The organism is Agromyces sp. NPDC057865, from assembly GCF_042796995.1.
Taxonomy (GTDB): domain Bacteria; phylum Actinomycetota; class Actinomycetes; order Actinomycetales; family Microbacteriaceae; genus Agromyces.
Window position 1 is genome coordinate 494,368 of the sequence record NZ_JBHVMJ010000003.1, and the last position, 25,780, is coordinate 520,147.

Sequence of the window (25,780 nt, forward strand, 5' to 3'; positions counted from 1 at the left end):
GCCCGACCGCCCCTCGCCGATCGGCGAGAATGGGGCGGTGACGACCACCACCGACATCCGGCTCGGCGACCTCGCCGACGAGCGGGTCATCCGCCTGCTCACCGACCACCTCGACGACATGTTCGCGACCTCGCCGGCCGAGAGCGTGCACGCCCTCGACGTCTCGGGGCTGTCGGTAGCCGAGGTCACGTTCTGGACCATCGGCGACGCCGACGGGCTGCACGGCTGCGTCGCCCTCAAGGAGCTCGACCCCGAGCGCGGCGAGCTGAAGACGATGCGCACGGATGCCGCGGCGCGCGGCCGTGGGCTCGGTGCGCGCCTGCTCGAGCACGTGCTCGCCGAGTCCGCCCGGCGCGGCTACCGTCGCGTGAGCCTCGAGACCGGATCGCAGGAGTTCTTCCGCCCGGCCCGCACCCTCTACGCGAAGTACGGCTTCGTGGAGTGCGGCCCGTTCGGCGACTACGTGCTCGACCCGAACAGCGTGTTCATGACCCTCGAGCTCGCACCGGAGGCTTGAGCCGCACCCTGCGGACCGTCGTGTCCGTTTCGTGATCCGATGCCGCTACTGTCGGAGGCGCTCCGTCCAGTAGCGTGATCGGACGGACGGTCGCGCCGCGGGCGCTCGAACGAGAAGGATTCCCGGCCTGTGACCTCTGTTGCGCCACGCACGATGCGCCACCCCTATCTGCTCATGGCTCTCGTCGCGGCATCCGCGATCGTGATCGGCGGGCTCAGCGTGACCCGTGCCTCGATGATCGAATCCGAGGCTCGCGCCGAGCTGACGTCCGAGTTCGACCACGTCGTCGCCGACCTGGCACTCGTCGACGACCGCGCCGTGGCGGCCCGCACCGTCGAGGAGACGGCGCAGGAATGCGTGGATGCCGAGGCCGCGCGCATCGGGCCGGTGCTCGCGGCATCCGCCCGGTTTTCGACGTCGACCGTCGCGCTGGCCGGCGCCACGGTCGGACGCTCGACCACCGCGCAGGCCGCGGAGCCCGCGGTCGTGCTCAATGCCCGGATGCTCAGCGTGACGCCCGTGCTGCCTGCCCCCGGGGCCGACATCGAGCAGCTGCGCACCGCGCTCGCGCAGGCCCGAGCGGTCCGAGCGGATGCCGGCGCCGCTGCGCATGACGCCGAACTCGCCGCCGCCGAGCGCCACGTCGCCTGCGACGCCGCACGCCGCGCTGTCGCCGAAGCGGTCGCCGAGGTGGGGCCGCGCACCGACGCGGTCATCTCCGCGAGCGGTCTCGCGTCGGCCGAATCGGTCGCCGAGCTGCGCGGGGCCCGTGACGCCGTGCTGGCGACCGAGGGCGAGGCGACCGGCGCGGACGCGCTGCCGCGGTGGATCGCAGCGGCATCCGTCGTCGAATCGACGCACGCCACGGCGAACGCGGCCGCCATCGCGGCGGCCGAACAGGCGGCGGCCCGCTTCGCGAGTCCGACCACGGGCAGCGCACCGCGCGCGGGTTCGTCGGGTCCGGCCTACCTCTTCCACCCCGAGTGGCGGGTGCTGACCCCCGAGGAGGTCGCCGCGCTGGGGATGCCGCCGGGATCGATCATCCAGGAGGTTCCGCCGGGGTACTACACGCCGACCGGTCCCACCGTCGACTGACGCGGCACGCCCGGCCCGCGGTGTCGCGCGGGCCGGGCGTTCGGGCGATCGTGGGATCCGATCACGCCGCTTCGGCGATCTCCTCGAGCGGGGACTCGATGACCGGGATCGCCCGGGCCTCGGGCCGGACCGGACGGGTGCGCCCGAGGAACGGCGCGAGGCCGCCGATCACCGCGAGCACCGCGCCGATCACGAAGGCGGCGACGTAACCCGACTCGGCGGGTAGGCCCCCGGCGCCGAGCGTGGCGCCGATCGCGGCGGCGAACACGGTCGTGCCGATGGCACCGCCGATCGTGCGGATGTTCGCGTTCATGCCGGTCGCGATGCCCACCTGGTCGGCCGGCACGCTGCGCACGATGAGGTTCGGCGTCGACGAAGTGACGAGGCCCGTGCCGAGGCCGAGCACCGCGGCGGCCGCGGCGAGCGTCCACACGTTGCCGTGCAGGAACGCGATCCCGAGCGAGGCGAGCGCCGAGAGGAACGCGCCGAGCGTGAGCTGCGCCGCGAACGGCAGCACGCGGCTCAGCGGTCCGGCGACGAAACCGACCGAGGCCATGGTCACGAGCATCGGCAGCATGATGAGTCCGGCCGTGCTCGCGTCGACGCCGAGGCCGTAGCCGCTGGAGGTCGGCGTCTCGGCGAGGCGGGGCAGGTACGCCCACACGCCGAACATGGCCGCGCCCGTGAGGAGGGCGGTGACGTTCGTGGTCCACACGGCGGGCAGCCGCATGATCTTCATGTCGACGAGCGGGTTGCGCGAGCGGAGCTCGACCGCGACCCAGGCCGAAGCGAGGATCGCCGCGACGACGAACAGGCTGAGCACGATGGGCGAGCCCCAGCCCCACTGGTTGCCCGAGCTGAGCGGCAGGAGCAGGGCGACGAGCCAGCCCGAGAGGAGCACGGCGGCGAGCACGTTGATGCGGCCGGTCGCCCGGGTGGTCGTGCGTGAGAGGCCGAAGTAGCCGAGCGCGAGCCCGGTGGCGGCGAGCACGAGCGGCAGGGCGAAGAGCCCGCGCCATCCGATCACGGCCGAGACCGGACCGGCGATGACCGTGCCGAGCCCGCTGCCGACGGCCATGATCGCCGAGAGGCCGCCGATCGCGCCGGCGAGGCGTGCGGGCGGGAAGGCGTCGCGCACGAGCCCGAAGCCGAGCGGGAACACCGCCGCGCCGAGGCCCTGCAGTACGCGGGCGAACAGCATGACGGTGAGGTTGGGCGCGAACGCCGAGAGCAGCGAGCCGACCGCCACCGCGCCGAGCGCGAGGAGGTACATGCGGCGACGGCCGACGAGGTCGCCGGCGCGGCCGAGCAGCGGAGTGGCGACCGCCGCGGAGATGAGCCAGGCGGTGAGCATCCAGGTCTGGCCGACCGCGTCGGCGCCGAGGTCGGCGCCGATCGTCGAGAGCACGGGGATGATGAGCGATTGCAGGCTGGCGACCGCGGTGAAGCTGGTGGCCACCGCGAGGAAGGTGATGCGAGATGCAGACAAGCGAAGACGCCTTTCGATCAGGCGGGAGGGGATATACTGGAGGGAGACTCCGATCGGAGGCTGCCTCCGCTTACTACTGTAGCGGAGGGTGCCTCCACTTTGCAAGGTGGTGTTCCCGTGACCGATCCGGCGCTCCGCGCGCTGCTCGACGAGCGTCGTCCGACGCGCGCCGATGCGCGGCGCAACTTCGACGCGCTCATCGAGGCGGGCCGCGCGGCCTTCGCCGAGCACGGGCTGGATGCCTCGCTCGAGGACATCGCCCGCCGGGCCGGCGTCGGCATCGGCACGCTCTACCGCAACTTCCCCACGCGCGACGCGCTCGTGGAGGCCGTGTACCTCGACGAGGTCGCAGGCGTCGCGTCCTTCGCCGAGGAGCTCGACGACGCCGAGCCGTTCGACGCGCTCGCGGCCTGGCTGCGCCGGTTCGCCGACTACGCGAGTCGCAAGAAGGTGCTGCTCGAGGGGCTGAACCGCGACTCCGAGCTGCTCCAGGCCTGTCGCGGCATCATGTACGAGTCGGGCGAGCCGCTGCTTCGTCGCGCGCAGGCGGCCGGTGAGGTCCGGCCCGACGTCGCGATCGACGACGCCGTGCGGCTCGTCGCGGGCGTGGCGGGCGTCGCGTTCCCCGACGCCGAGCAGCGCGAGCGCGTGGTCGACCTCGCGCTCGACGGCCTGCGCACCCGGTAGCGACCGGCCGGGCCCTCGTGGCGCCGCGCCGCTGGTGGCAGGATGTGCACCGAACGGGCACCGGTGCACGGCCGTCGGCCGCGATGCCCGCTCCGGAGGGGAGGACGTGATGGACGACCTGCGGGGAACGGCGACCGAGCGGCTGGCGCAGCTGCGGTCCGGTGATCCCGGCGACGCGGACTGGCTGCACCGGCAGCTCGTCGCGGCGCTCGAGGGCTGGGAGACATCCGAGGACCAGGTGCAGGAGTATCGCGAGGCGCGCGAGGACTACTGACCCGCGACGCGCGGGATCAGCGAGCGCGACGACCCGGGTCAGGCAGCGCGCGAGACCACGAGGAAGAACGCCCCGGTCGGGTCGGCGAGCCCGGCGCTGCGGCCCGCCGCCACGTCCGACGGCGGATCGACCACTGTGCCGCCCGCCGCGACGGCGCGCGCGACCGTGTCGTCGACGTCCTCGACGCCGAACGCCACTCGCCACGCCGGCCCCTCGTCGGGCCCGAGCGACCCGGCCGCATCGACGATGCCGGCGTGCTGCTGCCCGCGACGCTCGAACACCGCGTACCGCGGCTCGTCGTCGCCGAGGGCGAGGCTCCAGTCGAACGCGTGCGCGTAGAACTGCGTCGCCGCGTCGAAGTCGCTCGCCGCGAGCTCGAACCACACGGCGCTGCCGGGCTCGCCGAACACGTCGAAGCCCTCGACGATGCCCGGCTGCCAGTAGCCCACCACGGCGCCCGTGCCGTCGATCGCCATGCCGATCACGCCGCGCGTCGGCACGACCATGGGCTCGAAGAGCACCGTGCCGCCGGCCTCCGCGATGAGCTCGTCCGTCGTCGCGGCGTTGAAGGTGAGCAGGAACACGGTCCAGTGCGGCGCCGACACGTCGTCGTCCGTGCGCATGCCGATCCCGCCGACCCGCTTGCCGTGCAGGCGGAACACGCGGTAGCCGCCGAAGCGCTCGTCGACGACGTCCTCGGCCTCCCAGCCGAACAGCGCCGCGTAGAAGGCGGATGCCGCGTCGACATCCGTCGTGCTGAGGTCCACCCAGGCCGGGGCGCCCGGCACGAGGTCATCGGGTCCGGGCATTCGGGCTCCCCCCTGGTTGCGGTCGCCTGGGCGACGACCGTCCGTCCGCGCATGCTAGCAGCGTCGGACTTCGGGTCGGGAGAGATCAGGACGCCGCGGGAACGCCGAGGCGCGCGAGGATGCCCTCGCGACCCCACTCCATGACCTGGTCGTGGTTCCGGGTGAGCGTGCCGCGCGCGATGGGGCTGAGCGCCCGTAGGAGGCGGTTCGTCGTGCGCACCTGCCAGAGGTACACCGCCCGGGTGCCGCGGTCGGTCGGCTCGGTGGTCCAGCGGCCGACCCCCTCGAGTTCCCCGGTCGACCGGGCCTCGATGAGCCGGAGCGGCTCCACCCGCACGACTTCGACCCGGTAGTGCAGTCGATAGGGCAGCCGGCCGCGGGTGACGAGGTCGCGCACGTTGCCGACGCCGTGGGCGTCGCCGTCCCGCACGAAGTCCACGCGCTCGAACCCGCGCCACCAGGTCGGCCACGCGTCGACGTCGAGCAGTTCGTCCCACACCCGTTCGACGGGCGCGGGCAGCTCCCACACCGTCGTGAACTCGAAGTCGGATGCCGTCGCCATGTCCTGCCTCCACGATCCGTCGTGCCTGCCGTCGAGACCCCGACGGTCGAGACCGATGATGAGAGAACGGCGTCAGGGTACCCCGAGGTTCACTCGACCGGCAGATCTGCGTCAGGCCGTCGCGATCGCCGCGCCGACCTCCTCCTCGACGAGGTCGGCGTTGATCCCCGCGCCGGCGAGGCTGCCCGCGGCCATCGCGTACGGCACCGACGAACGGCCGTCGGTCACGTTGCCGGCGGCCCACAGCCCGGGCACGCTCGTGCGTCCCATCGGGTCCACGGTGACCCAGCGCCCGCCCATCGGGTGCTCGGCCGTCTCGGCGCCGAGCGCGAGGAGGATCCCGTCGTTGGGGTGCGGGGCGGGTCCGACGAAGATCGCGTCGACCGGGGCATCCGTGCCGTCGGCCAGTCGGATGCCGCGGAGCGCGCCCTCGCCGTCGGCGATCACCTCGACCACCGCGCGGTCGTCGATGCGGATGCCGCGCGCGAGCATTCCCGCCCGCTCCTCGTCGGGCAGCTCGACGCCGTGCCCGTGGAACGTGACGTCGGCCGAGAGCTGGCGCATGAGCTGCGCCTGGTGCACGTTCGCGGCGCTCGACGCGATGACGGCGATGCGTCGATCGCGCTGCTCCCACCCGTCGCAGTACGGGCAGATGAACGCGCCGCGTCCCCACTGCTCGGCCAAGCCGGGGATCTCGGGCAGCTCGTCGCGCAGCCCCGACGCCACGAGGAGCCGACGCGCCAGGTGACGGCCGTCGTCGTCGAGCACGACCTCGAATCCGCCCTCGGCGACGGATGCCGCGGCCACCTCGCCGGGGCGCACCGTGACGCCGTCGTACCGCCCGAGCTCCGCCCGCCCGGCGGCCAGCAGGTCGAGCGGGGAGGTGTGGTCGCGCCCCAGCACGCCGTGCATGTGCCCGGCGAAGCGGTTGCGCGGCCGGCCCTCGTCGACGACGAGCACGCTGCGGCGCGAGCGGCCGAGCATGAGCGCGGCGCTGAGGCCCGCGCTCCCACCGCCGATGATGATGACGTCCCACGAGTGCTGCTGCATGCTTCCGATGCTGGCCCGATTGAATGGCAAGGTCGCTTGCCGCAACGGCAACAACCGCGCGACGTGAACGGATGCCGCATGCCCCACGATCCCGACCACCGACCCGATGGCGACCTCGACGCCGTGCTCGACGCGGTCGCGCCTCGGCTGCGCGCCCTGCGCACCCGACGGGGACTCACGCTCGCGGAGCTCTCGGAGCAGACCGGGATCTCGGTCTCGACGCTCTCGCGACTCGAGTCGGGCGGCCGCCGTCCGACGCTCGACCTGCTCATCCGGATCGCCGGCGTCTACCGCGCGAGCCTCGACGACCTCGTCGGCGCGCCGCAGATCGCCGACCCGCGCGTGGCCCCGCGGCCGTTCTACCGCGGCGGACGGGCGATCATCCCGCTGACCCGCAGCAACCCCGACGTGAACGCCTTCAAGATGGTGCTGCCGGGACATCCGCCCGACGCGCCCGTCGGGCAGCGAGCGCACGAGGGCTATGACTGGATCTACGTGCTCAGCGGGCGCGTCCGCCTCGCGCTCGGCGACGAGGAGATCGTGCTCGAGCCGGGCGAGGCCGCCGAGTTCGACACCCGCACGCCGCACGGCACCGCGAGCGCGTCGCTCGAGCCGGCCGAGATCATCAACCTGCTCAGCGCGCAGGGGGAGCGGGTGCACCTGCGCGAGCGGGCCGGCGACTGAGCCGGGCGGCACGGCGAAGTTCGCAGCCGATGCGCAGCGACATCCGCTCGATCACGGGTTAACGTCGAATATGGCGGAGCGGGAGCTGCGGAGCGCGGGCGGCGCGCGCTGGCGGCTGCGGTCGCGCTCGCCGCGTTCGCACCAGGAACTGCCGGCGTGGACGGCCGCGCTCGTCGAGGGCGACGACGCCGGGTACTTCGGTCCCGGCAGCGCCGTCTGGGCCGTGAACGGCGCGCTGCCGACGCTCGTCGCCGGCATCCGCGCGCTGCTGCTGCAGACGCTCCATCCGGGCGCGATGGCGGGCGTGCACGACTGGTCGCGGTACCACGAGGACCCGCTCGGGCGTCTCGACGGCACCATCCGATGGATCGCCACGACGACGTTCGGCGACCGTAGGGCCGCTGAGGCGGCATCCGCTCGCGTCGCCCGGCTGCACGAGCGCATCACCGGCACCTACGTCGACGCCGCCGGCTCCGAGCGGGACTACTCGGCGAGCGACCAGGTGCTGCTGCGCTGGGTGCACGACGCGTTCACCGAGGCGTTCCTCGGCGCGCACGCCACGTGGGGCGGGCCGATCCCGGGCGGTGCCGACGCGTACGTGCGCGAATGGGCGGAGGCGGGGCGGCTGATGGGCGTGGTCGACCCACCGACCTCGGTCGCCCAGCTCGACGCCGAGCTCGAGGCGTTCCTCCGCGAGGCCAAGGTCGACGAGCGCGTGACCCAGGCGGTGCGGTTCATCCGCAAGCCCGGACTGCCCGGCCTCACCGGGCGCGTCTACCCGATCCTGTTCGGAGGCGCCGTCGCGTCGCTCTCGCCGCGGTACCGGGAGCTGCTCGGCCTCCGGCGGCCGTGGTGGCCCGCGATGACGATGACGCGGATCATGCTCGCGTCGGCCGCCCGCGTGCTCGGATCGGTGTCGCCGAGCGAGCGGAACGCGCGCGCCCGCATCGCCCGGCTGGCCCGCGAGACCGCGCACGAGTCCGACCCGCAGGCGGCCTGAGCTTCCCTGAGCTCCCGCTCCACCGCTGGCGTCGTCGGGCGGATGCCGCGCGCCCGCGACCGCTTGTGCGGATTCCGTTGACACGACGCTGCTGCGGGCATAATCTGACCCCGAGGTTTACCACTGATTATCGAAGGTTTTCTAATATGCAACCTGAGCACCGCCCCGCCGACGAGCCGATCGGCCCCGTCGACGCGAGCGTCGTGCCGCGATTCGCGGGCATCGCGACTTTCGCCCGGCTGCCCCGACTCGACGAGGTCGACCACGCCGACATCGCCGTCGTGGGCGTGCCGTTCGACAGCGGCGTGAGCTACCGCCCAGGGGCGAGGTTCGGCCCCTCGCACGTCCGCGAGGCATCTCGGCTGCTGCGGCCGTTCAACCCGGCGCAGCGGATCTCGCCGTTCGCGGTGCAGCAGGTCGTCGATGCCGGCGACATCGCCGTGAACCCGTTCCGCATCGAGGAGGCCGTCGAGCAGATCGAGGCCGGCGCCCGGGCACTCGCAGAATGGGCCGACCGGCTCGTCGCGATCGGCGGCGACCACACCATCGCACTGCCCCTGCTCCGGGCGGTCGCCGACCGCCACGGGCCCGTCGCCGTGCTGCACTTCGACGCCCACCTCGACACCTGGGACACCTACTTCGGTGCGCCCATCACGCACGGCACGCCGTTCCGCCGCGCGTCGGAGGAGGGGCTCATCGACCTCGAGGCGAGCATGCACGTCGGCACCCGCGGTCCGCTGTACGGCGTCGACGACCTCACCGACGACGCCCGCCTCGGCTTCGCGATCGTGACGAGCGAGGACCTCGAGGAGCACGGCGTCGCCGCCGCGATCGAGCGGATCCGCGCGCGCATCGGCGACGCGCCGCTCTACATCTCGATCGACATCGACGTGCTCGATCCCGCGCACGCGCCCGGCACCGGAACGCCCGAGGCCGGGGGACTCACGAGCCGGGAGCTCCTGCGCATCATCCGCGCGCTGTCCGATCGGCGCATCGTCGGCGCCGACGTCGTCGAGGTCGCGCCGGCGTACGACCATGCCCAGCTGACCGGCGTCGCGGCATCCCATGTCGCCTACGAGCTCATCAGCGCGATGGCGCCCCGCGAGACGAAGGAGGAGTCCGATGACCGCTCGTGAACCCGACCGGCAGGAGGTGCTCGCGGCTGCCGACGCGATCGTCGACGCCTTCGCCGCCACCGATGGCGACCGATACTTCGCGACCTTCGCGCCCGAGGCCACGTTCGTGTTCCACACGGAGCCCGCGCGACTCGACGACCGCGCGGCCTACGAGCGCCTCTGGGCCGAGTGGGTCGACGGCGGCTGGTCCGTCACGTCGTGCACCTCGTCGAACCGGCACGTGCAGACGTTCCCCGGCGGCGCGGTGTTCGCGCACGACGTCGACACGTCCGTCGAGACCGGCGACGGTCCCGACACCTACCGCGAGCGGGAGACCATCGTCTTCCGCGCCGACGGCGACCGCCTCGTCGCCGTGCACGAGCACCTCTCCCCGTTCCCCGGCTGACCCCGCCCGCGGCATCCGACCGCCACACCCCCACCCAGGAGGAGCAATGTCGCTCTACTCACGCCTCGACCGCCGCCTCGAGCAGCAGGCCGACAACGCCGGGCCCGTGCGCGGCACGCTGTCGCTGCTCCGGATCGGCATGATCTGGCTCGCCGCGAACCTCGTGGTGACGACCCTGCTCACGGGCACGCTCTTCGTGCCCGGGGTCGACTTCGGCACGGCGTTCACCATGATCGTGCTCGGCACGCTCGCGGGGGCGGTCGTGCTCGCCGCGGTCGGCAACATCGGCACGCGCACGGGACTCCCCACGATGGCGCTCACGCGCGGGTCGTTCGGCACCCGCGGCAGCTACCTGGCCGTCGTCGCGAACGTCGTGATCCTGATGGGATGGAGCTGGGTGCAGGCGATGCTCGCCGGCGTCACGGTCGACTACCTCGTGCACAGCCTGACCGGCTTCTCGAGCCCGATCCTGTTCTCGGTGCTGGCGCAGACGCTCGTCGTCATCCTCGCGATCTTCGGCCACGAGGGCATCGCCCGCGTCGAGCCCTGGCTCGCCGTGCTGATGCTCGTGATCATCGCGTGGATCTTCATCGTTGCGTTCACTACGTTCACGCCGGCCGAGTTCCAGGCGATCCCGGTCGACCCGGCGATCGGGTACTCGCCGGTGATCGTGCTCGACATCGTCATCGCCACCGCGATCTCGTGGACGGTCCTGTCGGCGGACTTCAACCGGCTCGCGAAGAGCAGCCGCGCCGGCATTCTCGGCTCGGGAATCGGCTACACGCTCTCGACGGTCATCTCGATGACGCTCGGCCTCACGGCGTTCGCCTACGTGATCCTCGCCGGCGGCGACGCGGTGCCGTTCGACCCGGCCACGATCGTGGCCGAGTTCGGGGCGCCGCTCGCGATCGTGATCTTCCTGTCGGTCATGGCGACGAACACCATGGTCGTCTACGGCATGGTCACGTCGGTCGTGCACGCGCGCGTCGGTGGGCGGCTGAAGTTCCTGCCCACCGCGCTCGTGCTCGGGGCGATCTCGATCCTCGGCGCGACCTGGCTCGCGCTGCTCACGCAGTTCACGAACTTCCTCGTGCTCATCAGCTCGCTGTTCGTGCCGGTGTTCGCGATCATGATCGTCGACTACTACCTCGTGAAGCGGTCGTCGTACACCGCCGACATCCTGCGCCCACGGGGCGGACGCTACTGGTACGCGGCCGGCGTCAACTGGATCGCAGTGGCGGTCTGGGTCATCGGCGCGCTCACGTCGTACCTGCTCACCTACGTGTGGCCGTCGCCCATCGGCGCGACCATCCCCGCGTTCGTGCTGAGCTTCGTGCTCTACCTCCTCGCGATGCTGCGCGAGCGGTCGCGGCATCCGCGCGAGCCCAGCGTGCACCTCAGCGAGGCCGACGCGGCGGCCGCGGCCGGCGAACGCGCCGAGGTGGGCTGAGCGTGGGCATGCGAGAGCTGAGCCATCGCATCGCGACCGGGATGCAGGTGTACCCGGGCGACCCCGGCGTCGAGATCGGTTCCGCCCTCGAGGTGGCGCGCGACGGCGTCGACGTCGCGCAGCTGCGCCTCGGCTCGCACACCGGCACGCACCTGGATGCCCCGTCGCACACCGTGCCCGGCGGGCGCACGACCGGGCGCATCGGCCTCGACGAGCTCGTGGGGGAGTCGCTCGTCGTGCACCTCGACGACCTCGCGCCTCGACAGCGCTACGGCCTCGCCGAGCTCGCCTCGGCGTTCGCCGGTGGGCTGCCCGAGCGGGTCCCGCCGATCGTCGTCGTCGACACCGGGTGGGCGTCGCGGTTCGGCACGGATGCCGCGCTCGAGCATCCGGCGCTCGACCCCGAAGCCGCCGCCGAACTGCTGCGGCGCGGCATGCGCGTGCTCGCGGTCGACACGTTGAGCCCCGACCCCACGGGCGGCGACGGATTCCCCGTGCACGACGTGGTGCTCGGCGGCGATGCGCTCATCGTCGAGAACCTGACCGGGCTCGACGGCCTGCCCGAGCGCGTGCGGATCGGGTTGTTCCCGATGCCGATCGACGCCGACGGCGCGCCCGTGCGGGCGGTGGCGTTCGTCGACTGAGCGCGTCGGCGCGGCGGGGCCCGGGCCCGGCTATCGGTCGCGCCTACCGCCCCGCCCAGCGCAGCACGCGCAGGGCGCGGAGCGTGTTCCAGCGGCTCGGCTCGCCCTCGGGCTCGTCGAGCGGGAAGAACACCTCGCCGCGACGCGGCTTGGCGGCGGGCCACCGTTCGTCGTCGCGCCGCTGGTCGAGCACCAGCCCGATCGCGTCGTCGACGCGGGCGTCGGGCGGGTCGCCGGTCTCGCGCAAGTAGTCGAGCGCGCGGAGCACGTCGTAGTGCCAGTACGGCGGGAACGCGAAGTCGAGGTACCGCTCGAGCACGAGCTCGCCGGTCGATCGGCGGCGGAACAGGCCGCGCTCGAGCAGGTACTCCTCGCCGCGCCGCCGCGACTCGGTGATCTCGGCGGGTGCATCTGGAACGGCTCGCTCGTACGCGAGGAACCCTTCGATGACGCACAGCGTCGAGTCGAACGACGACCGCGTCGACTCCTCGGGCGGATCGCAGTTCCACCCGCCGTCTTCGAGCTGCTGCTCGAGCAGCATGCCGATGATGCGGTCGCTGCCCTCGCCGAGCACGCCGAAGTACGCACCATGGGCGAGCACGCCGCCGTTCACGCACTCCTCGACCTCGCCCTGGAAGTACGGGCGATGCTCCCACCAGCGCCACGTCACGCCGTCGCGCACCCGTTCGATCGCGGCCCGGACCTGCGGCGCGGCGGGATCGGCGCCGAGCCGGCGCAGGTCCTGCAGGATCCAGTGCGTGCCGCGCCGATCGCCGTCTTCGCCGTACTCGTCTCCGCCCCAGTAGCCGTCGTCGGCCTGCAGGGCGAGGAGCCGTGCGCCGACGCCCTCGGTCGCGACGCGGGACCGCTCGCCGGCGACCGCGTCGGACGGTGCGTCGAGCAGGTCGCGCATGACCTGCCAGCGGATGGCGGGATCGGATTCGAGCAGCCACTCGGTGACATCCATCCGACCATGGTTCCGGATGCCGCCGACACCCGACAGGGGTTGACCGCTCAGTCGGGGCGGCGGGCTCCGGGTCCGGGGATGGAGACGACCTCGTCGGGCGCGTGTTCCACGCCGTCCTCGTCGAGGAACGCCAGTCGCACGGGACGACCGCCGGCCGTGTAGACCGAGGCCGGGCCGTGCCCGCTCGGGCGGAACTCGTCGCCCCATTCGATGATCGACGCCAGCACGGGCTTCAGCGCGCGGCCCGCGTCGGTGAGCACGTACTCCTCGCGCTCGCGCTCGCCGGCCTCGCGGTAGGGGCGCCGCTCGAGGATGCCGGCGTCGACCAGTCGCGCGAGGCGGTCGGTGAGCACGTCGGGCGCGACGCCGAGCCGCGTGCGGATGTCGGCGAACCGCGTGCGGCCGCGGAACGCCTCGCGCACGATGAGCAGCGACCACTTCTGCCCGATGACCTCGAGGCTTCGGGCGATCGAGCAGCGCTCGTCGGGGTCGAAGGAAGCCATGCCAACCATTCTCGCACACTGGGTTGGAAAATCCGACTCAGCATGCTAACTTGGTGATTCCAACTCAGGAACATGCGGAAGGCGCAGGATGACCCTCAGCACTCGTGGAAGCTTCTGGACCGCGGCATCCGTGGCCGGCCTGGCCCTCTGGGCGAGCGGCGCGCCGACCATCGTGTACCCGCTCTTCGCGGCCCAATGGCAGGTCGAGCCGTCCGTCACCACGGCGATCTTCGCGATCTACCCCGTCGTGCTCGTGCCGGTCCTCATCGTGTTCGGCAACCTGTCCGACGTGATCGGCCGCCGTGCGGTCATCCTGCTCGGGCTCGGTGCGCTCGGCCTCGGCTCGATCGCCTTCGGGCTCGCCCCCGACCTCACCTGGGTGTTCATCGGCCGGGCCCTCATGGGGGTCGGCGTCGGCCTCTCGCTGAGCCCGGCGACGGCCGCGATGGTCGAGTTCGGCGGACGCGACGGCGCGCGGCGCGCGAGCTCCGCGACGACGGCCGCCACGGCCACCGGGCTCGCGCTCGCCACCGTCGTGGGCGGCGCCCTCGTGCAGTACGCGCCCTGGCCGCTGCACCTCAGCTTCTGGGTGCTCACCGCCGTGACGGCGATCGTCGCCGTCTTCGCCGCGGGGCTGCCGCGCCACACCCGCGACGAGGCCGCCGGCCCGTGGCGTCCGCGGCTGCCGCGGATGCCGCGCGAGGAACGACCGTCCTTCGTCGCCGGCACGCTCGGCATCTCGGCCGCGTATGCGATGGGCGCCATCTTCCTGGCGCTCGGCGCGCAGATCGCACGCGACCTCGTGCGCAGCGACAACGTGTTCGTCGACGGCGCGATCATCGCGCTCTCGGCGGTCGTCATCGGCATCGTCGCGGTGCTCACGCGCCGACTCCGTCCGCGGCTCGCGGTCACGCTCGGGCCGCTGTTCGCGATCGCGGGGCTCGGGCTCTTGATCGTCTCGGGTCTCGCGCACTCCCTGCCGGCGTTCCTCGCGTCGTCGGTCGTCGCCGGCGCCGGCTACGCCCTCATGTTCTCGGGCGGCCTCGGCCTCGTCACCACGAGCGCGCCCGCGCACGAGCGGGCCGCGGTCATCTCGGCGGCCTACGTGGTCGGCTACCTCCTGCAGGCGCTCGCCGCGCTCGGCCTTGGCGCGATCGCGACGGCGTCGGGCCTGCAGGCCGCGCTCGACCTGGGCGCGCCGCTCATCCTCCTGCTCGGCGTCGCGGCGCTCGTCGTCGCGAACCTGCCGCGGCGTCGCGTCACGGTCACGGCGTAGCCGGCTGCCGCCCGGCCGCCGCTCCGGTCGGCCCGACGTGGTCGCTCGGCCCTCGCGCGTCGTGACGCCCGCGCCCTAGGCTCGGGACACGTCGTCCGACGCACGGGGGAGGGCCCGACATGTCCCAGCAGTCTCGCCACGTCACCACGCTGACCGGATCGAAGCCCGTCTTCGCATCCGACGGCGGCACGATCCAGCAGCTCACCGCCGACGACTTCGGCATCCTCCGCCGGCTCTCGATCAAGCGGATCGTGCTCGAGCCGGGCGCGATCCGCGAGCCGCAATGGAACGTGAACGCGAACCAGCTCGCGATCGTGGTGTCGGGCCGCGTGCTCGTGTCGACGCTCGGCAACGCCGACAGCTTCTCCTCGTTCGTGGTCGAGGCCGGGCAGATGTACCACGTCGAGTCGGGCGCGATCTACCACATCGAGAACGTGGGCGACGAGACCGCGGTCGTGATCGCGGCGCTGCGCACGGGCCATCCGCGGCACTTCTCGTTGCAGGACAGCTTCAGCGCGATGACCGACGCGGTGCTCGGCAACACGTACGACCTGCCCGCGTCGGCGTTCGCGGCGTTCGATCGCGCTGGCTCGTCGCAGATCTCGCGACGCACGGGGGCGGCCGACATCCCGTCGACGGCGGGGCTGCCGAACGCGCGGCTGTTCGACATGGTCGGCCAGGTGGCGCCGCTCTCGTACCCGTACGGCAGCGCGAACCTCGCGCGCAAGCAGTTCTGGGCCGCGCTCGAGGACATCTCCATGTACCGCCTGCGCATCGCCGACACCGGCATGCGCGAGCCGCACTGGCACCCCGTCACGGCCGAGATGGGCTTCGTCGCGGCGGGCAACGCGCGCATGACGATCCTCGACCCCGACGGCTCGCTCGACACCTACCTGCTGGAGCCCGGCGACGTGTACTTCGTGCCGCGCGCCTACCCGCACCACATCGAGAACGTCGGCAGCGGGTCGCTCGACTTCCTCATCTTCTTCGACCAGTCGACGCCGGGTGACGTCGGCTACCGAGCGACCGCATCGGCGTTCTCGCGGGAGGTGCTCTCCGCCGCGTTCGAGGTGCCCGAGCGCGACCTCCCGCAGTTCCCGTTGACGCCGGTCGACCCGCTCATCGTCGCCCGGCCGAACCCCGTCGACCCCGTCGGCTGAGGCGCGCAGGGTTTCCGGCCGGTTACGGATGCCTCGTGCGCGGCAATCGGGTCTGGCGCAGTGCCCCGTGGCATCCCTAGGCTGAACCTCGTCGGACGGGATCTGGCTCCCATCCGCCGTCGGGGCAGGGGGAGCGACGTGGCGCAGTGGTTCTACGAGTCGCCCATCTGGATCACCCTGCCGGTGTTCATCGGCGGGTTCGTGGTCATCTCGTGCCTGGTCGTGCTGGCGCTCCGGCCGCTCGTGCACAAGCTCGTGACCGACGGCAAGGAGTGGGACCGCGCGCTCGCCCACGTCATCGGCACGTTCGGGATCTTCTTCGGCATCCTGCTCGCCCTCGTCGCGGTCTCGGTGTACGAGAACTTCGCATACGCACGCGACACGGCGGTCGAGGAGGCCGGACGCGTCGGCGCGCTGTACCGTGCGACGACCCTCCTCGACGCGGCGGACGAGATCCCGCTGCGCACCGAGCTCGACAAGTACATGCACGCGGTCATCGAGGAGGACTGGCCCGATCAGCGGCGGGGCGTGCTCCCCTCGGCGAGCGACGCGCAGGTCGACGAGTTCGAGGACCTGCTGAGCCAGATCAAGGCCGATCCGGGCAACGAACAGGCTGCGTTCCAGCAGGTGCTCGCCACGTGGGACCTGTTCATCGAGGCGCGTCGCGCGCGCATCGACACCACAGCCCTCGAGCTGCCGATCCTCCTCTGGCTCGTGATCTGGGTGGGTGCTGCGGTCAATGTCGTGCTGCTCGCGTTCATCGACGTTCGCAACCCGCGCCTGCACGTGCTCATGGTGGGCCTGCTCTCGTTGTTCATCGGCCTCGTCATCTTCGCGACGGCCGACATGGACCGACCGTACGCGGGTTCCATCTCGGTGGGGCCCGACGCGTTCGAGCGCGTGCTCGAGCAGGTGGTCGAGGCCGACAACTGACGCGCGAGGGAGAAGTCCGCCCGGCATCAGGCCGCGACCGTGAGTCGCAGGTCGACCGTGTCGCCGACCTCGAGCCCCTCGGCGTCGCGCACCCACGCCTTCAGCGGCACGATGTAGCCGCCGTCCTTCGGCCAGAGCGACGTGGTCCACTCGCTGCCGCCGACGCGCACCGTCACCGGGATCATGCCCCAGCCGTAGGTCACGGCCGGGGAGATCGCCTCGATCGCGGCCGCCTCCTCGTCGGGAACCGTCACGAAGTGCCACGGCGCCGGCCCGCGCCAGAACCACAGCGTGCCGCTGAACACGAGTTCCACGCCCCCCAACGTAGCGGTCGTGCTCGCGCTCGTCGGCTGAGGTCGGTCAGGCGCTGAGCGCGAGCTCCGCGTCGAGCAGGTCGAGCAGCAGCGGCGCGGATGCCGCGGCCGGCGCGCCCGTGATGGCGGAGACGACCCACTCGGGCGTCGCGTCCGGCGGGAGCTGCAGCGTGACGAGTCCCGACGCCTGCGGCTTCGCGGCGACGTGCTGGGGCACGAGCGCGATGCCGAGCCCGCGGTGCACGAGGTCGAGCAGCGTGTGCACGTCGTTCACCGCGGCGCTCACCCGGCGGGGCACGCCGTGCGTCGCGCATGCCTCGTCGTTGAGCGTGCGCACCGCCCACGACTCCTGGAAGTCGACGAAGTCGAGATCGCGCAGGTCGGCCCACTCGACGCGCTCCGCGCCGGCGAGCGGATGCTGCGGCGGCACGAGCAGCACGATGGGACGTCGTCCGAGCTCGTGCCGGCGGAGGCGCGTGACCTGTCCGCCGCCCGCCACGAACGCCACGTCGAGCGTGCCCTCGTTCACGCGCGCCGCCAGCTCGTGCGAGCCCGCCTGCGTGAACTGGAGCTCGACGAGCGGGTAGAGCAGGTGCACGCGCTCGAGCAGCGCGTTCACGTCGACCATGCCGAGGCACTGCTCCGCGCCGACGCGCAGGCTCCCGGAGAGCTCGTGGGTGGCCCGCACCACGGCGTCGCGGGCCGCGGCCGCCTGGGCGAGCATCGTGCGGGCGTGCGGGAGCAGCGCCAGGCCCGCGTCGGTCGGCACCACGCGACGCGTCGTGCGGTCGAAGAGCGTCGTGCCGAGCTCCTCCTCGAGCCCGCGGATCGCCGCCGAGAGGCCCGACTGCGACACGTGGCACACCGCCGCGGCGCGCGTGAACTGCTGCTCGTCGGCGAGGGCGACGAGGTACTCCATCTGCCGCAGATCCATTCATCGACCCTTCTTCTGAATGGCATGAGAACTAGTTGTTGGACTTCTAGTTTGAGCGTTCCTATCGTGAACAGGCAACCTCGCAACGAAAGGATGCTCCATGCAGCAGCGAACCATCGGCCCTCGCACGGTCAGCGCCATCGGACTCGGCGGCATGCCGATGTCGATCGAGGGTCGGCCCGACGAGGCCCGGTCGATCGCGACCGTCCACGCCGCCCTCGAGGCCGGCGTGACCCTCATCGACACCGCCGACGCCTACCACCTCCACGCCGACGAGGTCGGCCACAACGAGGAGCTCATCGCCCGTGCGCTCCGCGCCTGGGGCGGCGACACGTCCGACGTGCTCGTCGCCACGAAGGGCGGCCACCTGCGGCCCGGCGACGGCTCGTGGACCCAGGACGGCCGACCCGAGTACCTGAAGGAGGCCGTGAAGGCGTCGGCCCGCCGGCTCGGGGTCGAGGCGATCGGCCTCTACCAGTTCCACCGGCCCGACACGCGCGTGCCGTACGCCGACTCGGTGGGCGCGATCCGCGACCTGCTCGACGAGGGCGTCATCGAGCTCGCCGGCATCTCGAACGCGAACGTCGCCCAGATCGACCTGGCGAACGAGATCCTCGGCGGCCGGCTCGTGTCGGTGCAGAACCAGTTCTCGCCGGCGTTCCGGTCGAGCCTCGGCGAGCTCGAGCACTGCGCCGCCCTCGGGATCGCGTTCCTCCCGTGGTCGCCGCTCGGCGGCATCGCCCGCGCCGGCGCGGTCGGCCAGCGCCACGGCGCGTTCCAGCGCGTCGCCGACGCCCACGGCGTCAGCCCGCAGCGGGTCGCGCTGGCGTGGGAGCTCGCGCTCGCGCCCGTCGTCATCCCGATCCCGGGCGCCTCGCGTCCCGAGAGCATCCGCGACTCCGTGCGCGCCGTCGAGCTCGAGCTCACGGCCGACGAGCTCGCGTCGCTCTCGGACGTCGAGGAGCTCGCGGCCTAGCGCCGCCCCGCATCACTCACCGAGGGCGGATGCCGCGGCCGCGTCGTCGCGGCATCCGCCCACCTCGAACCAGGAGCACCATGAAGACCATCACCCTCGGCGCCGACCTCGCCGCCCCCAACGTCGTGCTCGGCCTGATGCGCATCTCGAAGATGAGCGACGATGCCGTGCGCGAGCTCGTCGGCACCGCCCGCGACGCGGGCATCGACTTCTTCGACCACGCCGACATCTACGGCGACGAGCTGCACGGCTGCGAGCGCCGCTTCGCGGAGGCGATGCAGCTCACGCCGTCGGAGCGCGAGCAGGTCACGATCCAGTCGAAGGCCGGCATCGTGAAGGACGGCCCGTACTTCGACTTCTCGTACGAGCACCTCATCGAGGCGGTCGACGGATCGCTGCGCGCACTGCAGACCGACTACCTCGACATCCTGCTGCTGCACCGGCCCGACGCGCTCGTCGAGCCCGACGAGGTCGCGCGTGCCTTCGACGAGCTCGAGGCATCCGGCAAGGTGCGCGCGTTCGGCGTCTCGAACCACACCCCGGCGCAGATCGACCTGCTGAAGAAGTCGGTGGCGCAGCCGCTCGTGGCCAACCAGCTGCAGCTGTCGATCACGCACGCGCCGATCATCGCGCAGGGCGTGGCCGCCAACATGCAGGGCACCGACCAGGCGCTCACGCTCGACGGCGGCGGCATCGTCGACTACTGCCGCCTCAACGACATCACGATCCAGGCGTGGTCGCCGTTCCAGGCCGGGTTCTTCACCGGCGTGTTCCTCGGCTCGCCCGACTACCCCGAGCTCAACGCGGTCATCGACCGGCTCGCCGCGAAGTACGACGTGCCCACCATCGCGATCGCGACCGCGTGGATCACCCGCCACCCCGCCGGCATGCAGGTCGTGCTCGGCACGACGACGCCCGAGCGGGTCGCCGCGGCGGCGCAGGGATCGGACGTGCCGCTGACGCGCGCCGAGTGGTACGAGCTGTTCCGCGCGGGCGGCTACCGCGTGCCCTGAGTCTCAGGCGAGCCGGATCGACACCGCCGCCTCGGGCGTCGCCACGCGGAAGCTGAGGCTCTCCTCGAGGTAGAGGTCGACCGTCTCGGCGTCGTGGGCGGCGTAGCCGATCGAGAGGTCCTCGCCGACCTCGAGCAGGTAGTCGCCGCCGCGCATGCTCAGCACGACGCCGCCGTCGAGCCCGGGCACCCACTCGATCGGGCCGCCGAGCAGGTCCTCGAGGCGGCGCACGAGCGGATACCCGCCCGCGTCGCTGGCCTCGACCACGGCGGTCCAGTCGGCCGGACCGAGCGCGAGCGCGTACGGGCCGCCGATCCCGGAGTGCTTGAGCGTCGCGACTGCCGAGGCGACAAGGTCGTCGTAGCCCGAGGTGCCGCCGTCGTGCCGGATCGGGTCGTGCGGCGACGACGGCACGATGCCGGCGATGCCCACGGCGTCCCACCCGTTGAAGACCGCGGCGTTCTCGACGCTCGCGATGCGGTGCGCCGCCTCGTCGAGCGCGCCGAGGTCGACGTCGACGGCGCCGCGCGAGGCGTTCACGAGCTCCTCGCGCTGCAGCGAGAAGTCGGCGCGCACCTCGGTGAGCGGGAGCACCCGGCGCGTGCGGGCGATGACCTGCTCGGCCGGGGCCGACACCACCGGGCCGACGCGTCCGAGGTTCGTCGCGGAGTGCTCCCACCCGTGCGGGCCGGCGAAGTCGACGAGGCGCCGGGCGCCGAGTGCGACCGTGAGTCGGTCCTTCGCCTCGGCGTCGAGCAGCTCCCAGCCCTCCGACGAGATGGGCGCGAGGCGGCGCAGCAGGTGGTCGGTCATGAGGTGGTCTCCTTCGGGGCGTGCGGGCGCAGGGAGCCGATCCCGAGCGAGGCGCTCGGGCCGGCCGAGTCGGGTGCGGCCTCCGACGGGAACGCCGGCGGGTTCGCGGCATCCGCTGCATCGGATGCGTCGGCGAGCCCGCGCAGCACGGGGTTCGACGGCGCGAAGAACGTCGTGCCGGTGACGGCCCGCGAGACGTCGAGGATCTTGTCGTGGAACCCCGCCGGCTGCCCGATGAACATGCGGTGGATCATGAGCTGGATGACCCACAGCCGGCGCGAGTAGCCGATGAAGTACGTGCCGAACTCGCCCTGGCCGGGCCGGCCGAACGGCATGTTGTCGCGGAGGATCTGCAGCTCCTCGCCGTCGTCGCCCACGATCGTCGTGAGCGTCTTGTGCGCGAACTGCGGGCCGGGCGCGTCGTCGAGCTCGACGTTGTCGAGCTTCGTGCGACCGATCACCGCCTCCTGCTCGGCGGTGGAGAGCCGGGCCCACGCGTCGAGGTCGTGCAGGTACTTCTGCACGACGACGTAGCTGCCCCCGGCGAAGTCGGGATCCTCGTCGCCGATGTGCGTCATCTCGGCCATCTCGGCGCCGATCGGGTTCGCCGTGCCGTCGACGAAGCCGAGCAGGTCGCGGGCGTCGAAGTACCGGAATCCGTGCGTCTCGTCGGCGACGGATGCCGCGACGCCGAGCTGGTCGAGCAGCAGGCGCTCGAACTCGAAAGCCAGGTCCTGCCGCTCGGCACGGATGTGGAACAGGAGGTCGCCCGGCGTCGACGGGGCCGCGTGCACGGCGCCCGCGATCGGCGGGAAGGCGTGCAGCTCGCTGGGGCGCGCGCCGGGGGAGAGGCGGTCCCACAGGTCGCGACCGAGGCCGACGACACACGAGAGGTGCCCGTTGAGGTCGCGGAACCCGACCGTCTTCACGAGGTCGTCGATGCCCGACACGACGTCGCGCACCGTCGCGAGGGCCGCGTCGTCGGCGCCGACGGTCATGACGAGGAAGACCGCGAAGCGCGACAGCGGCGCGTCGACCTGCTGCGCATCGATCGGAACCCGCTCGCCACCCTGCATCCCCGCACCTCCCAGGGTGCCCACGATACCGACGGGCGGCGCCTCGCGGCATCCGGAAATCAGGTGTTCCAGAGACGCAGCTTCTCGGGGTTGCGCATGATCCAGACGCGGGAGATCCGGTCGTCGCGCACGTCGAGCACGGCGACGCTGTCCACGACGCCGCCCTCCGCGAAGGCGAGCGTGAGCCCGTCGGCGGTCTCGTGCACGGAGACCTCCATGACCGAGCCTCGCTTCTCCTGCAGGCCGAGGATGAACCGCGCGACATGGTCGGCGCCGAGCACCGGTCGGCGCGCCGCCGAGGCGTGGCCGCCGCCGTCGGAGACGAGCACCACATCGGGATCGAGCACCGAGAGCAGCTGGTCCAGTTCGCCCGTGCTCGCCGCCGCGATGAACGCGCGCACCACGGCATCGTGCGCCTCGCGCGGCGCGGACCCCGCTCGACGCTCGCGGACATGCCGGCGCGCGGTCGAGGCGAGCTTGCGGCACGCGTCGGGGGAGCGCCCCACGACCTCCGCGATCTCGGCGAACGGCATCGCGAACACGTCGTGCAGCACGAAGGCCACCCGCTCGGCCGGCGTCAGCGACTCGAGCACGATGAGGAGCGCGGTGGCCACGGACTCGTCGAGCGTGACGCGGTCGAGCGGGTCGGCCGACGGCGGGTTGGCGAACATGCCGGCCCCGCCGGGCAGCGGCTCGGGGAGCCACTCGCCCACGTACCGCTCCCGACGGGCCCGCGCCGAGCCGAGCTGGTCGAGGCAGACGCGGCTCGCGACGCGCGTCAGCCACGCCGCCGGATTCTCGATCACGTCGCGCTCGGCCGGCGACATCCGGTACCAGCGTGCGTACGTCTCCTGCACGGCGTCCTCGGCGTCCGCGACCGTGCCGAGCATCCGGTACGAGAGGCTCATGAGCATGGTGCGCTCGGCCTCCAGCGCCGCCTCGTCGAACCCCTCGGGTGCCGTCGTCATGCCTCCACCTTCCCATCGGATGCCGCATCCGCCCTCTTCGGTCCGACGACGTGGCGGCACCCGATGTGAGCCCCGACGTCACATTCCGGCGGCCTGCGCCGTCGAAGGTGATGTGAACACCAACTGGAGACGCGGCATCCTGTGGGCCCTCAACGCGCTCGGCGCATTCGTCGGCGTGTGGGCGCTCGCCGCACCGCGCAGCTTCTACGACGCCTTCCCGATGCCGGGCGTCCTCGGCGCCTGGGTCGCCGGCGACGGCCCGTACAACGAGCACCTCGTGCGCGACGTCGGGTCGCTCTACCTCGCGCTCGTCGCGGCCGGGGTGGTCGCGGCCCTCATGCGCCGGGCGGATGCCTCGGTCGCGGTCGGCGTGGCCTGGCTCGTGTTCTCCGTGCCCCACCTCGCCTATCACGTGGGGCACCTGCACGGGCTCGCACCGCTCGACGCGATCGCGCAGCCGATCGCGCTCGCCGCGACGCTCGTGCTCGCAATCCCCTTGTGCCTGCCACCGCGCCGGCGCACGATCAGCGAAGGAGAGGACGCATCATGAGGATCGCCGTCGCCGGAGGAACCGGCACCGTCGGACGCCACGCGGTGGACGCCGCGCGCGAGCGCGGACACGAGGTCGTCGTGCTGACCCGCTCGAACGGCATCGACCTCGTGTCGGGCGAGGGGCTCGACGACGCGCTGCGAGGCGTCGACGTCGTCATCGACGCGAGCAACCTGATCACCACGTCGACGAAGAAGGGCACCGAGTTCTTCACCACGGTCACGCGCAACCTCCTCGCCGCGGAGCAGCGCGCCGGCGTGCGGCACCACGTGAGCCTGTCGATCGTCGGCATCGACCGTGCGCCGTACGGCTACTATGCGGCGAAGCTCGCGCAGGAGCGCGCCGTGGAGGCGGGCGGCGTGCCGTGGACGATCCTGCGCGCGATGCAGTTCCACGAGTTCGCCGGCCAGCTGCTCGAGGGGCTCACGGTCGCGGGCGTGCACCTCGCACCGCGGGTGCGCACGCAGCCCATCGCCGCACGGGAGGTGGGCGAGCGGCTCGTCGAGCTCGCCGAGGGTGCCCCGATGGGGCACGCTCCCGAGATCGCGGGGCCCAAACAGGAGCAGCTCGCGGACATGATCCGCACGCTCGCCCACGCCACGGGGTTGAAGGGTCCGGTCATGGCGATCTCGCTGCCGGGCAAGCAGTACGCGGCGATGCGTCGCGGCGAGACCCTGCCCGGCCCCGGCGCGACCATCGGGCACCAGACGTTCGACGAGTGGGTCGCCGAGCAGGCGAGCGTCACGCAACGCTGAGGTGGTCAGCGCTCCTCGGGGTCGGCGCCGCGGGCGGCGCGCCCGCCGTCGACCGGGAGCACGGCGCCGGACACGAAGCTCGAGGCATCCGAGAGCAGGAAGGCGACGACCTGTGCGACCTCGGTGGCGTCGCCCTCACGGCCGAGCGGATGCAGCGCGGCCACCTGTCGCTCGACCGCGGCGCGCGCCTCGGCATCGAGCGAGTCCAGCAGTTCGTCGGAACGCTCGGTGCGGATGGAGCCCAGCGCAATCGCGTTGCAGCGGATGCCGTCGGGACCGTAGTCCACCGCGACGGCGCGGGTCAGGCCCTCGATCGCGGCCTTCGCCGTCGCGTACGGGAGCGCGCCGCGCACGGGGCGCTGCGCCTGGTGCGACGAGACGTTGACGATCGAGCCCGCGACCCCGGTGCGACGGAACTCGTCGACCGCCGCCGCGCAGCCGGCGACGGCGAGGCGCAGGTTCGCCTGCACCGCATCGAGGGTGGCCGCCGCGCCCGCCTCGTGCAGCCACGCGTCCCGGAAGATCGCCGCGTCGTTGACCCAACCGTGCAGCCCGCCCAGCCCGCGCGCCCGCTCGATCGCGGCATCGAGGACCGCGTCATCGGCGGCGTCGCCGACCACCGAAGCCGCGCGCGCCGGATCGCCGGTCGCGACGAGCGCGTCGGGCTCCTCGAGCCAGTCCGCGGGCGTCGTGTCGACGACGACGACCGCGTGTCCCTCGGCGAGCAGGAACTCGGCGATGCGGCGCCCGATCCCGCCGGCGCCTCCGGTCACGACGTGCACGCGATGCGGCATCCGCATCCCGCCATGCTCGGCGACAGCCCTGCGGTCCGCAACCCCTTGCGGCTCAGCGCACGGCGTGCCCGAGCCATGCCTCGAGGATGCGCCCGCGCAGCGCGTTGCCCCGCTCGGCGAAGACCCGCTGCCGGCGCACGTGCTCGGCCTTGCCGTCGGACGTCTCGATCCGCACGGGCTCGCCGCCCCACGGCGCCATCTCGTACGGCGACGCCTGCATGTCGAGGTAGCGGATGTCGCGGGCGAGCTCGAACGCGTCGAGCAGCAGCTCGCCCGGCACGAGCGGACCGAGCTTCACCGCCCACTTGTACACGTCCATGCCGGCATGCAGGCAGCCGGGCTGCTCCAGCTCGGGTTGCGTCTCGCGGGTCGGCGCGAAACGGTTGCGCGGCACGGCATCGGGCGTGAAGAACCGGAACGCGTCGATGTGCGTGCACCGCAGCTCGTGCGCCTCGACGACCGCGTCGGTCGCGTCCTGCCCGAGCCGCAGGGGCACCGGATGCCGGTGCTCGCGCTGCCGGTAGACCATCGCCCACTCGTGCAGGCCGAAGCACCCGAACTGGCCCGGGCGCGACGCGGTGAGGCGCAGCATCCGCTCGACCGCGCGGAGCAGGGCGGGCTTCTCCTGTCGCATGGCGTCGTGGTCGACCACGAGCGAGGCGGGCGTCGACCCCGCCGTGTACCAGCGCCACTCGGCGCGAGGGGTGCTCGCGGCATCCGCGAGCTCGACGCCCGCGCCCGTGCCAGCGGCGCAGGAGGCTCGGCGAGTACGCGTAGTAGGTGAAGAGGAAGTCCTCGATCGGATGCCGCTCGCCCTGCGTCGCGCGGGCGCGATGTCCGGCGGTGAGGGCGTCGGCCCGCTCGGCGTGCGCCTGCTCGCGGGCGCGCCGGACGTCGGCGTCGAGCACGATCGTCGGCGCCGCGAGGGACCCTGCGAGCGGCATCCCTCGAGGATACGTCGGGTCT

General features: G+C 72.6%; 29 protein-coding genes and 1 pseudogene. 17 read left to right on the forward strand and 13 right to left on the reverse strand.

The features are described 5' to 3' along the window. Window positions 1–37 precede the first annotated feature (37 nt). Both ACFVN5_RS15250 and ACFVN5_RS15255 read left to right on the forward strand, forming a co-directional pair. Window positions 38–517, forward strand: a complete 480-nt coding sequence (locus ACFVN5_RS15250; RefSeq protein WP_376956086.1) for a GNAT family N-acetyltransferase — start codon at window positions 38–40, stop codon at window positions 515–517. Window positions 518–670: 153 nt separating this feature from the next. Further along, a complete protein-coding gene (locus tag ACFVN5_RS15255; RefSeq protein WP_376956087.1) occupies window positions 671–1,612 on the forward strand; it encodes a hypothetical protein in 942 nt (313 codons plus the stop codon). 61 nt (window positions 1,613–1,673) lie between these two features. Here ACFVN5_RS15255 and ACFVN5_RS15260 read toward each other — a convergent pair whose 3' ends face one another. Next, window positions 1,674–3,101 (reverse strand): MFS transporter, encoded by a 1,428-nt coding sequence (locus ACFVN5_RS15260; protein WP_376956088.1) that lies wholly within the window; start codon window positions 3,099–3,101, stop codon window positions 1,674–1,676. Window positions 3,102–3,218: 117 nt separating this feature from the next. Between ACFVN5_RS15260 and ACFVN5_RS15265 the strand changes: the two genes are divergently transcribed. Beyond that, window positions 3,219–3,788: a TetR/AcrR family transcriptional regulator gene (locus ACFVN5_RS15265; RefSeq protein ID WP_376956089.1), complete on the forward strand. Its 570-nt coding sequence runs from the start codon at window positions 3,219–3,221 to the stop codon at window positions 3,786–3,788. Between the two features lie 109 nt (window positions 3,789–3,897). Next, window positions 3,898–4,062 (forward strand): hypothetical protein, encoded by a 165-nt coding sequence (locus ACFVN5_RS15270; RefSeq protein ID WP_376956090.1) that lies wholly within the window; start codon window positions 3,898–3,900, stop codon window positions 4,060–4,062. Window positions 4,063–4,100: 38 nt separating this feature from the next. On the opposite strand, the gene ACFVN5_RS15275 is transcribed toward ACFVN5_RS15270, so the two are convergent. From ACFVN5_RS15275 to ACFVN5_RS15285, 3 genes are all read right to left on the reverse strand, one after another. Beyond that, complete coding sequence (locus tag ACFVN5_RS15275; RefSeq protein WP_376956091.1) at window positions 4,101–4,871, reverse strand: VOC family protein; 771 nt, start codon at window positions 4,869–4,871, stop codon at window positions 4,101–4,103. A gap of 85 nt (window positions 4,872–4,956) precedes the next feature. After that, a complete protein-coding gene (locus ACFVN5_RS15280; protein ID WP_376956092.1) occupies window positions 4,957–5,433 on the reverse strand; it encodes an SRPBCC family protein in 477 nt (158 codons plus the stop codon). Window positions 5,434–5,544: 111 nt separating this feature from the next. After that, window positions 5,545–6,483, reverse strand: coding sequence for an NAD(P)/FAD-dependent oxidoreductase (locus ACFVN5_RS15285; protein WP_376956093.1), 939 nt, complete (start codon window positions 6,481–6,483; stop codon window positions 5,545–5,547). A 78-nt stretch (window positions 6,484–6,561) separates the two neighbouring features. Here ACFVN5_RS15285 and ACFVN5_RS15290 point away from each other — a divergent pair, with 78 nt between their 5' ends. From ACFVN5_RS15290 to ACFVN5_RS15315, 6 genes are all read left to right on the forward strand, one after another. Continuing rightward, a complete protein-coding gene (locus tag ACFVN5_RS15290) occupies window positions 6,562–7,167 on the forward strand; it encodes a helix-turn-helix domain-containing protein (protein ID WP_376956094.1) in 606 nt (201 codons plus the stop codon). Between the two features lie 70 nt (window positions 7,168–7,237). Further along, window positions 7,238–8,167, forward strand: a complete 930-nt coding sequence (locus tag ACFVN5_RS15295) for an oxygenase MpaB family protein (protein ID WP_376956095.1) — start codon at window positions 7,238–7,240, stop codon at window positions 8,165–8,167. Window positions 8,168–8,313: 146 nt separating this feature from the next. Continuing rightward, window positions 8,314–9,303 (forward strand): agmatinase, encoded by a 990-nt coding sequence (gene speB / locus ACFVN5_RS15300; protein WP_376956096.1) that lies wholly within the window; start codon window positions 8,314–8,316, stop codon window positions 9,301–9,303. Further along, entirely contained in the window at window positions 9,290–9,688 is a 399-nt protein-coding gene (locus ACFVN5_RS15305) for a YybH family protein (RefSeq protein WP_376956097.1), read from the forward strand. The genes speB and ACFVN5_RS15305 overlap by 14 nt, the downstream gene beginning before the upstream one ends. A 46-nt stretch (window positions 9,689–9,734) precedes the next feature. Then, on the forward strand, window positions 9,735–11,138 hold the full coding sequence (locus tag ACFVN5_RS15310; RefSeq protein WP_376956098.1) for a purine-cytosine permease family protein: 1,404 nt from the start codon (window positions 9,735–9,737) through the stop codon (window positions 11,136–11,138). A gap of 8 nt (window positions 11,139–11,146) precedes the next feature. Continuing rightward, a complete protein-coding gene (locus tag ACFVN5_RS15315) occupies window positions 11,147–11,782 on the forward strand; it encodes a cyclase family protein (RefSeq protein ID WP_376956099.1) in 636 nt (211 codons plus the stop codon). A 43-nt stretch (window positions 11,783–11,825) separates the two neighbouring features. Here the strand turns inward: ACFVN5_RS15315 and ACFVN5_RS15320 are convergent, their stop codons facing one another. Together ACFVN5_RS15320 and ACFVN5_RS15325 are read right to left on the reverse strand one after the other, a co-directional pair. Then, window positions 11,826–12,749, reverse strand: coding sequence for a hypothetical protein (locus ACFVN5_RS15320; RefSeq protein ID WP_376956100.1), 924 nt, complete (start codon window positions 12,747–12,749; stop codon window positions 11,826–11,828). Between the two features lie 47 nt (window positions 12,750–12,796). Continuing rightward, window positions 12,797–13,252 (reverse strand): winged helix-turn-helix transcriptional regulator, encoded by a 456-nt coding sequence (locus ACFVN5_RS15325; RefSeq protein WP_376956101.1) that lies wholly within the window; start codon window positions 13,250–13,252, stop codon window positions 12,797–12,799. Between the two features lie 88 nt (window positions 13,253–13,340). On the opposite strand from ACFVN5_RS15325, the gene ACFVN5_RS15330 reads away from it, so the two are divergent. The 3 genes from ACFVN5_RS15330 (at window position 13,341) to ACFVN5_RS15340 (ending at window position 16,621) form a co-directional block, all read left to right on the forward strand. Beyond that, complete coding sequence (locus ACFVN5_RS15330; protein ID WP_376956102.1) at window positions 13,341–14,528, forward strand: MFS transporter; 1,188 nt, start codon at window positions 13,341–13,343, stop codon at window positions 14,526–14,528. A gap of 119 nt (window positions 14,529–14,647) precedes the next feature. Further along, the gene (locus ACFVN5_RS15335) at window positions 14,648–15,688 is read left to right on the forward strand and encodes a cupin domain-containing protein (RefSeq protein ID WP_376956103.1); all 1,041 of its coding nucleotides are present in this window, start codon (window positions 14,648–14,650) and stop codon (window positions 15,686–15,688) included. Window positions 15,689–15,826: 138 nt separating this feature from the next. After that, window positions 15,827–16,621, forward strand: a complete 795-nt coding sequence (locus ACFVN5_RS15340) for a DUF4239 domain-containing protein (RefSeq protein WP_376956104.1) — start codon at window positions 15,827–15,829, stop codon at window positions 16,619–16,621. A gap of 26 nt (window positions 16,622–16,647) precedes the next feature. Here ACFVN5_RS15340 and ACFVN5_RS15345 read toward each other — a convergent pair whose 3' ends face one another. After that, window positions 16,648–16,935, reverse strand: coding sequence for a DUF1905 domain-containing protein (locus tag ACFVN5_RS15345; RefSeq protein ID WP_376956105.1), 288 nt, complete (start codon window positions 16,933–16,935; stop codon window positions 16,648–16,650). A 46-nt stretch (window positions 16,936–16,981) separates the two neighbouring features. After that, a complete protein-coding gene (locus ACFVN5_RS15350; RefSeq protein ID WP_376956106.1) occupies window positions 16,982–17,869 on the reverse strand; it encodes a LysR family transcriptional regulator in 888 nt (295 codons plus the stop codon). 100 nt (window positions 17,870–17,969) lie between these two features. Between ACFVN5_RS15350 and ACFVN5_RS15355 the strand changes: the two genes are divergently transcribed. Together ACFVN5_RS15355 and ACFVN5_RS15360 are read left to right on the forward strand one after the other, a co-directional pair. Then, a complete protein-coding gene (locus tag ACFVN5_RS15355) occupies window positions 17,970–18,845 on the forward strand; it encodes an aldo/keto reductase (RefSeq protein ID WP_376956107.1) in 876 nt (291 codons plus the stop codon). Window positions 18,846–18,925: 80 nt separating this feature from the next. Next, window positions 18,926–19,858: an aldo/keto reductase family oxidoreductase gene (locus ACFVN5_RS15360; RefSeq protein WP_376956108.1), complete on the forward strand. Its 933-nt coding sequence runs from the start codon at window positions 18,926–18,928 to the stop codon at window positions 19,856–19,858. A 3-nt stretch (window positions 19,859–19,861) separates the two neighbouring features. Here the strand turns inward: ACFVN5_RS15360 and ACFVN5_RS15365 are convergent, their stop codons facing one another. Genes ACFVN5_RS15365 through sigJ form a run of 3 tightly spaced genes read right to left on the reverse strand, consistent with a single transcriptional unit; the run spans window position 19,862 to window position 22,715 of the window. Further along, on the reverse strand, window positions 19,862–20,671 hold the full coding sequence (locus ACFVN5_RS15365) for a family 1 encapsulin nanocompartment shell protein (protein WP_376956109.1): 810 nt from the start codon (window positions 20,669–20,671) through the stop codon (window positions 19,862–19,864). Then, on the reverse strand, window positions 20,668–21,747 hold the full coding sequence (locus ACFVN5_RS15370) for a Dyp-type peroxidase (protein ID WP_376956110.1): 1,080 nt from the start codon (window positions 21,745–21,747) through the stop codon (window positions 20,668–20,670). The genes ACFVN5_RS15365 and ACFVN5_RS15370 overlap by 4 nt, the downstream gene beginning before the upstream one ends. 59 nt (window positions 21,748–21,806) lie before the next feature. Next, window positions 21,807–22,715, reverse strand: a complete 909-nt coding sequence (sigJ, locus tag ACFVN5_RS15375; RefSeq protein WP_376956111.1) for an RNA polymerase sigma factor SigJ — start codon at window positions 22,713–22,715, stop codon at window positions 21,807–21,809. A 112-nt stretch (window positions 22,716–22,827) separates the two neighbouring features. On the opposite strand from sigJ, the gene ACFVN5_RS15380 reads away from it, so the two are divergent. Further along, window positions 22,828–23,265 carry a hypothetical protein gene (locus ACFVN5_RS15380; RefSeq protein ID WP_376956112.1) on the forward strand — a complete coding sequence of 146 codons (438 nt, stop codon included), beginning with the start codon at window positions 22,828–22,830 and terminating at the stop codon, window positions 23,263–23,265. Then, window positions 23,262–24,020, forward strand: a complete 759-nt coding sequence (locus ACFVN5_RS15385) for an SDR family oxidoreductase (protein WP_376956113.1) — start codon at window positions 23,262–23,264, stop codon at window positions 24,018–24,020. Before ACFVN5_RS15380 ends, ACFVN5_RS15385 begins: the two co-directional genes overlap by 4 nt. 5 nt (window positions 24,021–24,025) lie before the next feature. Here ACFVN5_RS15385 and ACFVN5_RS15390 read toward each other — a convergent pair whose 3' ends face one another. Next, window positions 24,026–24,820: an SDR family NAD(P)-dependent oxidoreductase gene (locus ACFVN5_RS15390; RefSeq protein ID WP_376956114.1), complete on the reverse strand. Its 795-nt coding sequence runs from the start codon at window positions 24,818–24,820 to the stop codon at window positions 24,026–24,028. A 46-nt stretch (window positions 24,821–24,866) separates the two neighbouring features. Next, window positions 24,867–25,758: pseudogene (locus ACFVN5_RS15395) on the reverse strand (3-methyladenine DNA glycosylase). Window positions 25,759–25,780: the final 22 nt, after the last annotated feature.

Bases quoted from the DNA above. Each gene is read 5' to 3' on its own strand.
- ACFVN5_RS15255 (WP_376956087.1), top strand. From the start codon at position 671: ATGCGCCACCCCTATCTGCTCATGGCTCTCGTCGCGGCATCCGCGATC.
- ACFVN5_RS15270 (WP_376956090.1), top strand. From the start codon at position 3,898: ATGGACGACCTGCGGGGAACGGCGACCGAGCGGCTGGCGCAGCTGCGG.
- ACFVN5_RS15275 (WP_376956091.1), bottom strand. From the start codon at position 4,871: ATGCCCGGACCCGATGACCTCGTGCCGGGCGCCCCGGCCTGGGTGGAC.
- ACFVN5_RS15280 (WP_376956092.1), bottom strand. From the start codon at position 5,433: ATGGCGACGGCATCCGACTTCGAGTTCACGACGGTGTGGGAGCTGCCC.
- ACFVN5_RS15285 (WP_376956093.1), bottom strand. From the start codon at position 6,483: ATGCAGCAGCACTCGTGGGACGTCATCATCATCGGCGGTGGGAGCGCG.
- ACFVN5_RS15290 (WP_376956094.1), top strand. From the start codon at position 6,562: ATGCCCCACGATCCCGACCACCGACCCGATGGCGACCTCGACGCCGTG.
- ACFVN5_RS15295 (WP_376956095.1), top strand. From the start codon at position 7,238: ATGGCGGAGCGGGAGCTGCGGAGCGCGGGCGGCGCGCGCTGGCGGCTG.
- speB (WP_376956096.1), top strand. From the start codon at position 8,314: ATGCAACCTGAGCACCGCCCCGCCGACGAGCCGATCGGCCCCGTCGAC.
- ACFVN5_RS15305 (WP_376956097.1), top strand. From the start codon at position 9,290: ATGACCGCTCGTGAACCCGACCGGCAGGAGGTGCTCGCGGCTGCCGAC.
- ACFVN5_RS15310 (WP_376956098.1), top strand. From the start codon at position 9,735: ATGTCGCTCTACTCACGCCTCGACCGCCGCCTCGAGCAGCAGGCCGAC.
- ACFVN5_RS15315 (WP_376956099.1), top strand. From the start codon at position 11,147: ATGCGAGAGCTGAGCCATCGCATCGCGACCGGGATGCAGGTGTACCCG.
- ACFVN5_RS15320 (WP_376956100.1), bottom strand. From the start codon at position 12,749: ATGGATGTCACCGAGTGGCTGCTCGAATCCGATCCCGCCATCCGCTGG.
- ACFVN5_RS15325 (WP_376956101.1), bottom strand. From the start codon at position 13,252: ATGGCTTCCTTCGACCCCGACGAGCGCTGCTCGATCGCCCGAAGCCTC.
- ACFVN5_RS15330 (WP_376956102.1), top strand. From the start codon at position 13,341: ATGACCCTCAGCACTCGTGGAAGCTTCTGGACCGCGGCATCCGTGGCC.
- ACFVN5_RS15335 (WP_376956103.1), top strand. From the start codon at position 14,648: ATGTCCCAGCAGTCTCGCCACGTCACCACGCTGACCGGATCGAAGCCC.
- ACFVN5_RS15350 (WP_376956106.1), bottom strand. From the start codon at position 17,869: ATGGATCTGCGGCAGATGGAGTACCTCGTCGCCCTCGCCGACGAGCAG.
- ACFVN5_RS15355 (WP_376956107.1), top strand. From the start codon at position 17,970: ATGCAGCAGCGAACCATCGGCCCTCGCACGGTCAGCGCCATCGGACTC.
- ACFVN5_RS15360 (WP_376956108.1), top strand. From the start codon at position 18,926: ATGAAGACCATCACCCTCGGCGCCGACCTCGCCGCCCCCAACGTCGTG.
- ACFVN5_RS15365 (WP_376956109.1), bottom strand. From the start codon at position 20,671: ATGACCGACCACCTGCTGCGCCGCCTCGCGCCCATCTCGTCGGAGGGC.
- ACFVN5_RS15370 (WP_376956110.1), bottom strand. From the start codon at position 21,747: ATGCAGGGTGGCGAGCGGGTTCCGATCGATGCGCAGCAGGTCGACGCG.
- sigJ (WP_376956111.1), bottom strand. From the start codon at position 22,715: ATGACGACGGCACCCGAGGGGTTCGACGAGGCGGCGCTGGAGGCCGAG.
- ACFVN5_RS15385 (WP_376956113.1), top strand. From the start codon at position 23,262: ATGAGGATCGCCGTCGCCGGAGGAACCGGCACCGTCGGACGCCACGCG.
- ACFVN5_RS15390 (WP_376956114.1), bottom strand. From the start codon at position 24,820: ATGCGGATGCCGCATCGCGTGCACGTCGTGACCGGAGGCGCCGGCGGG.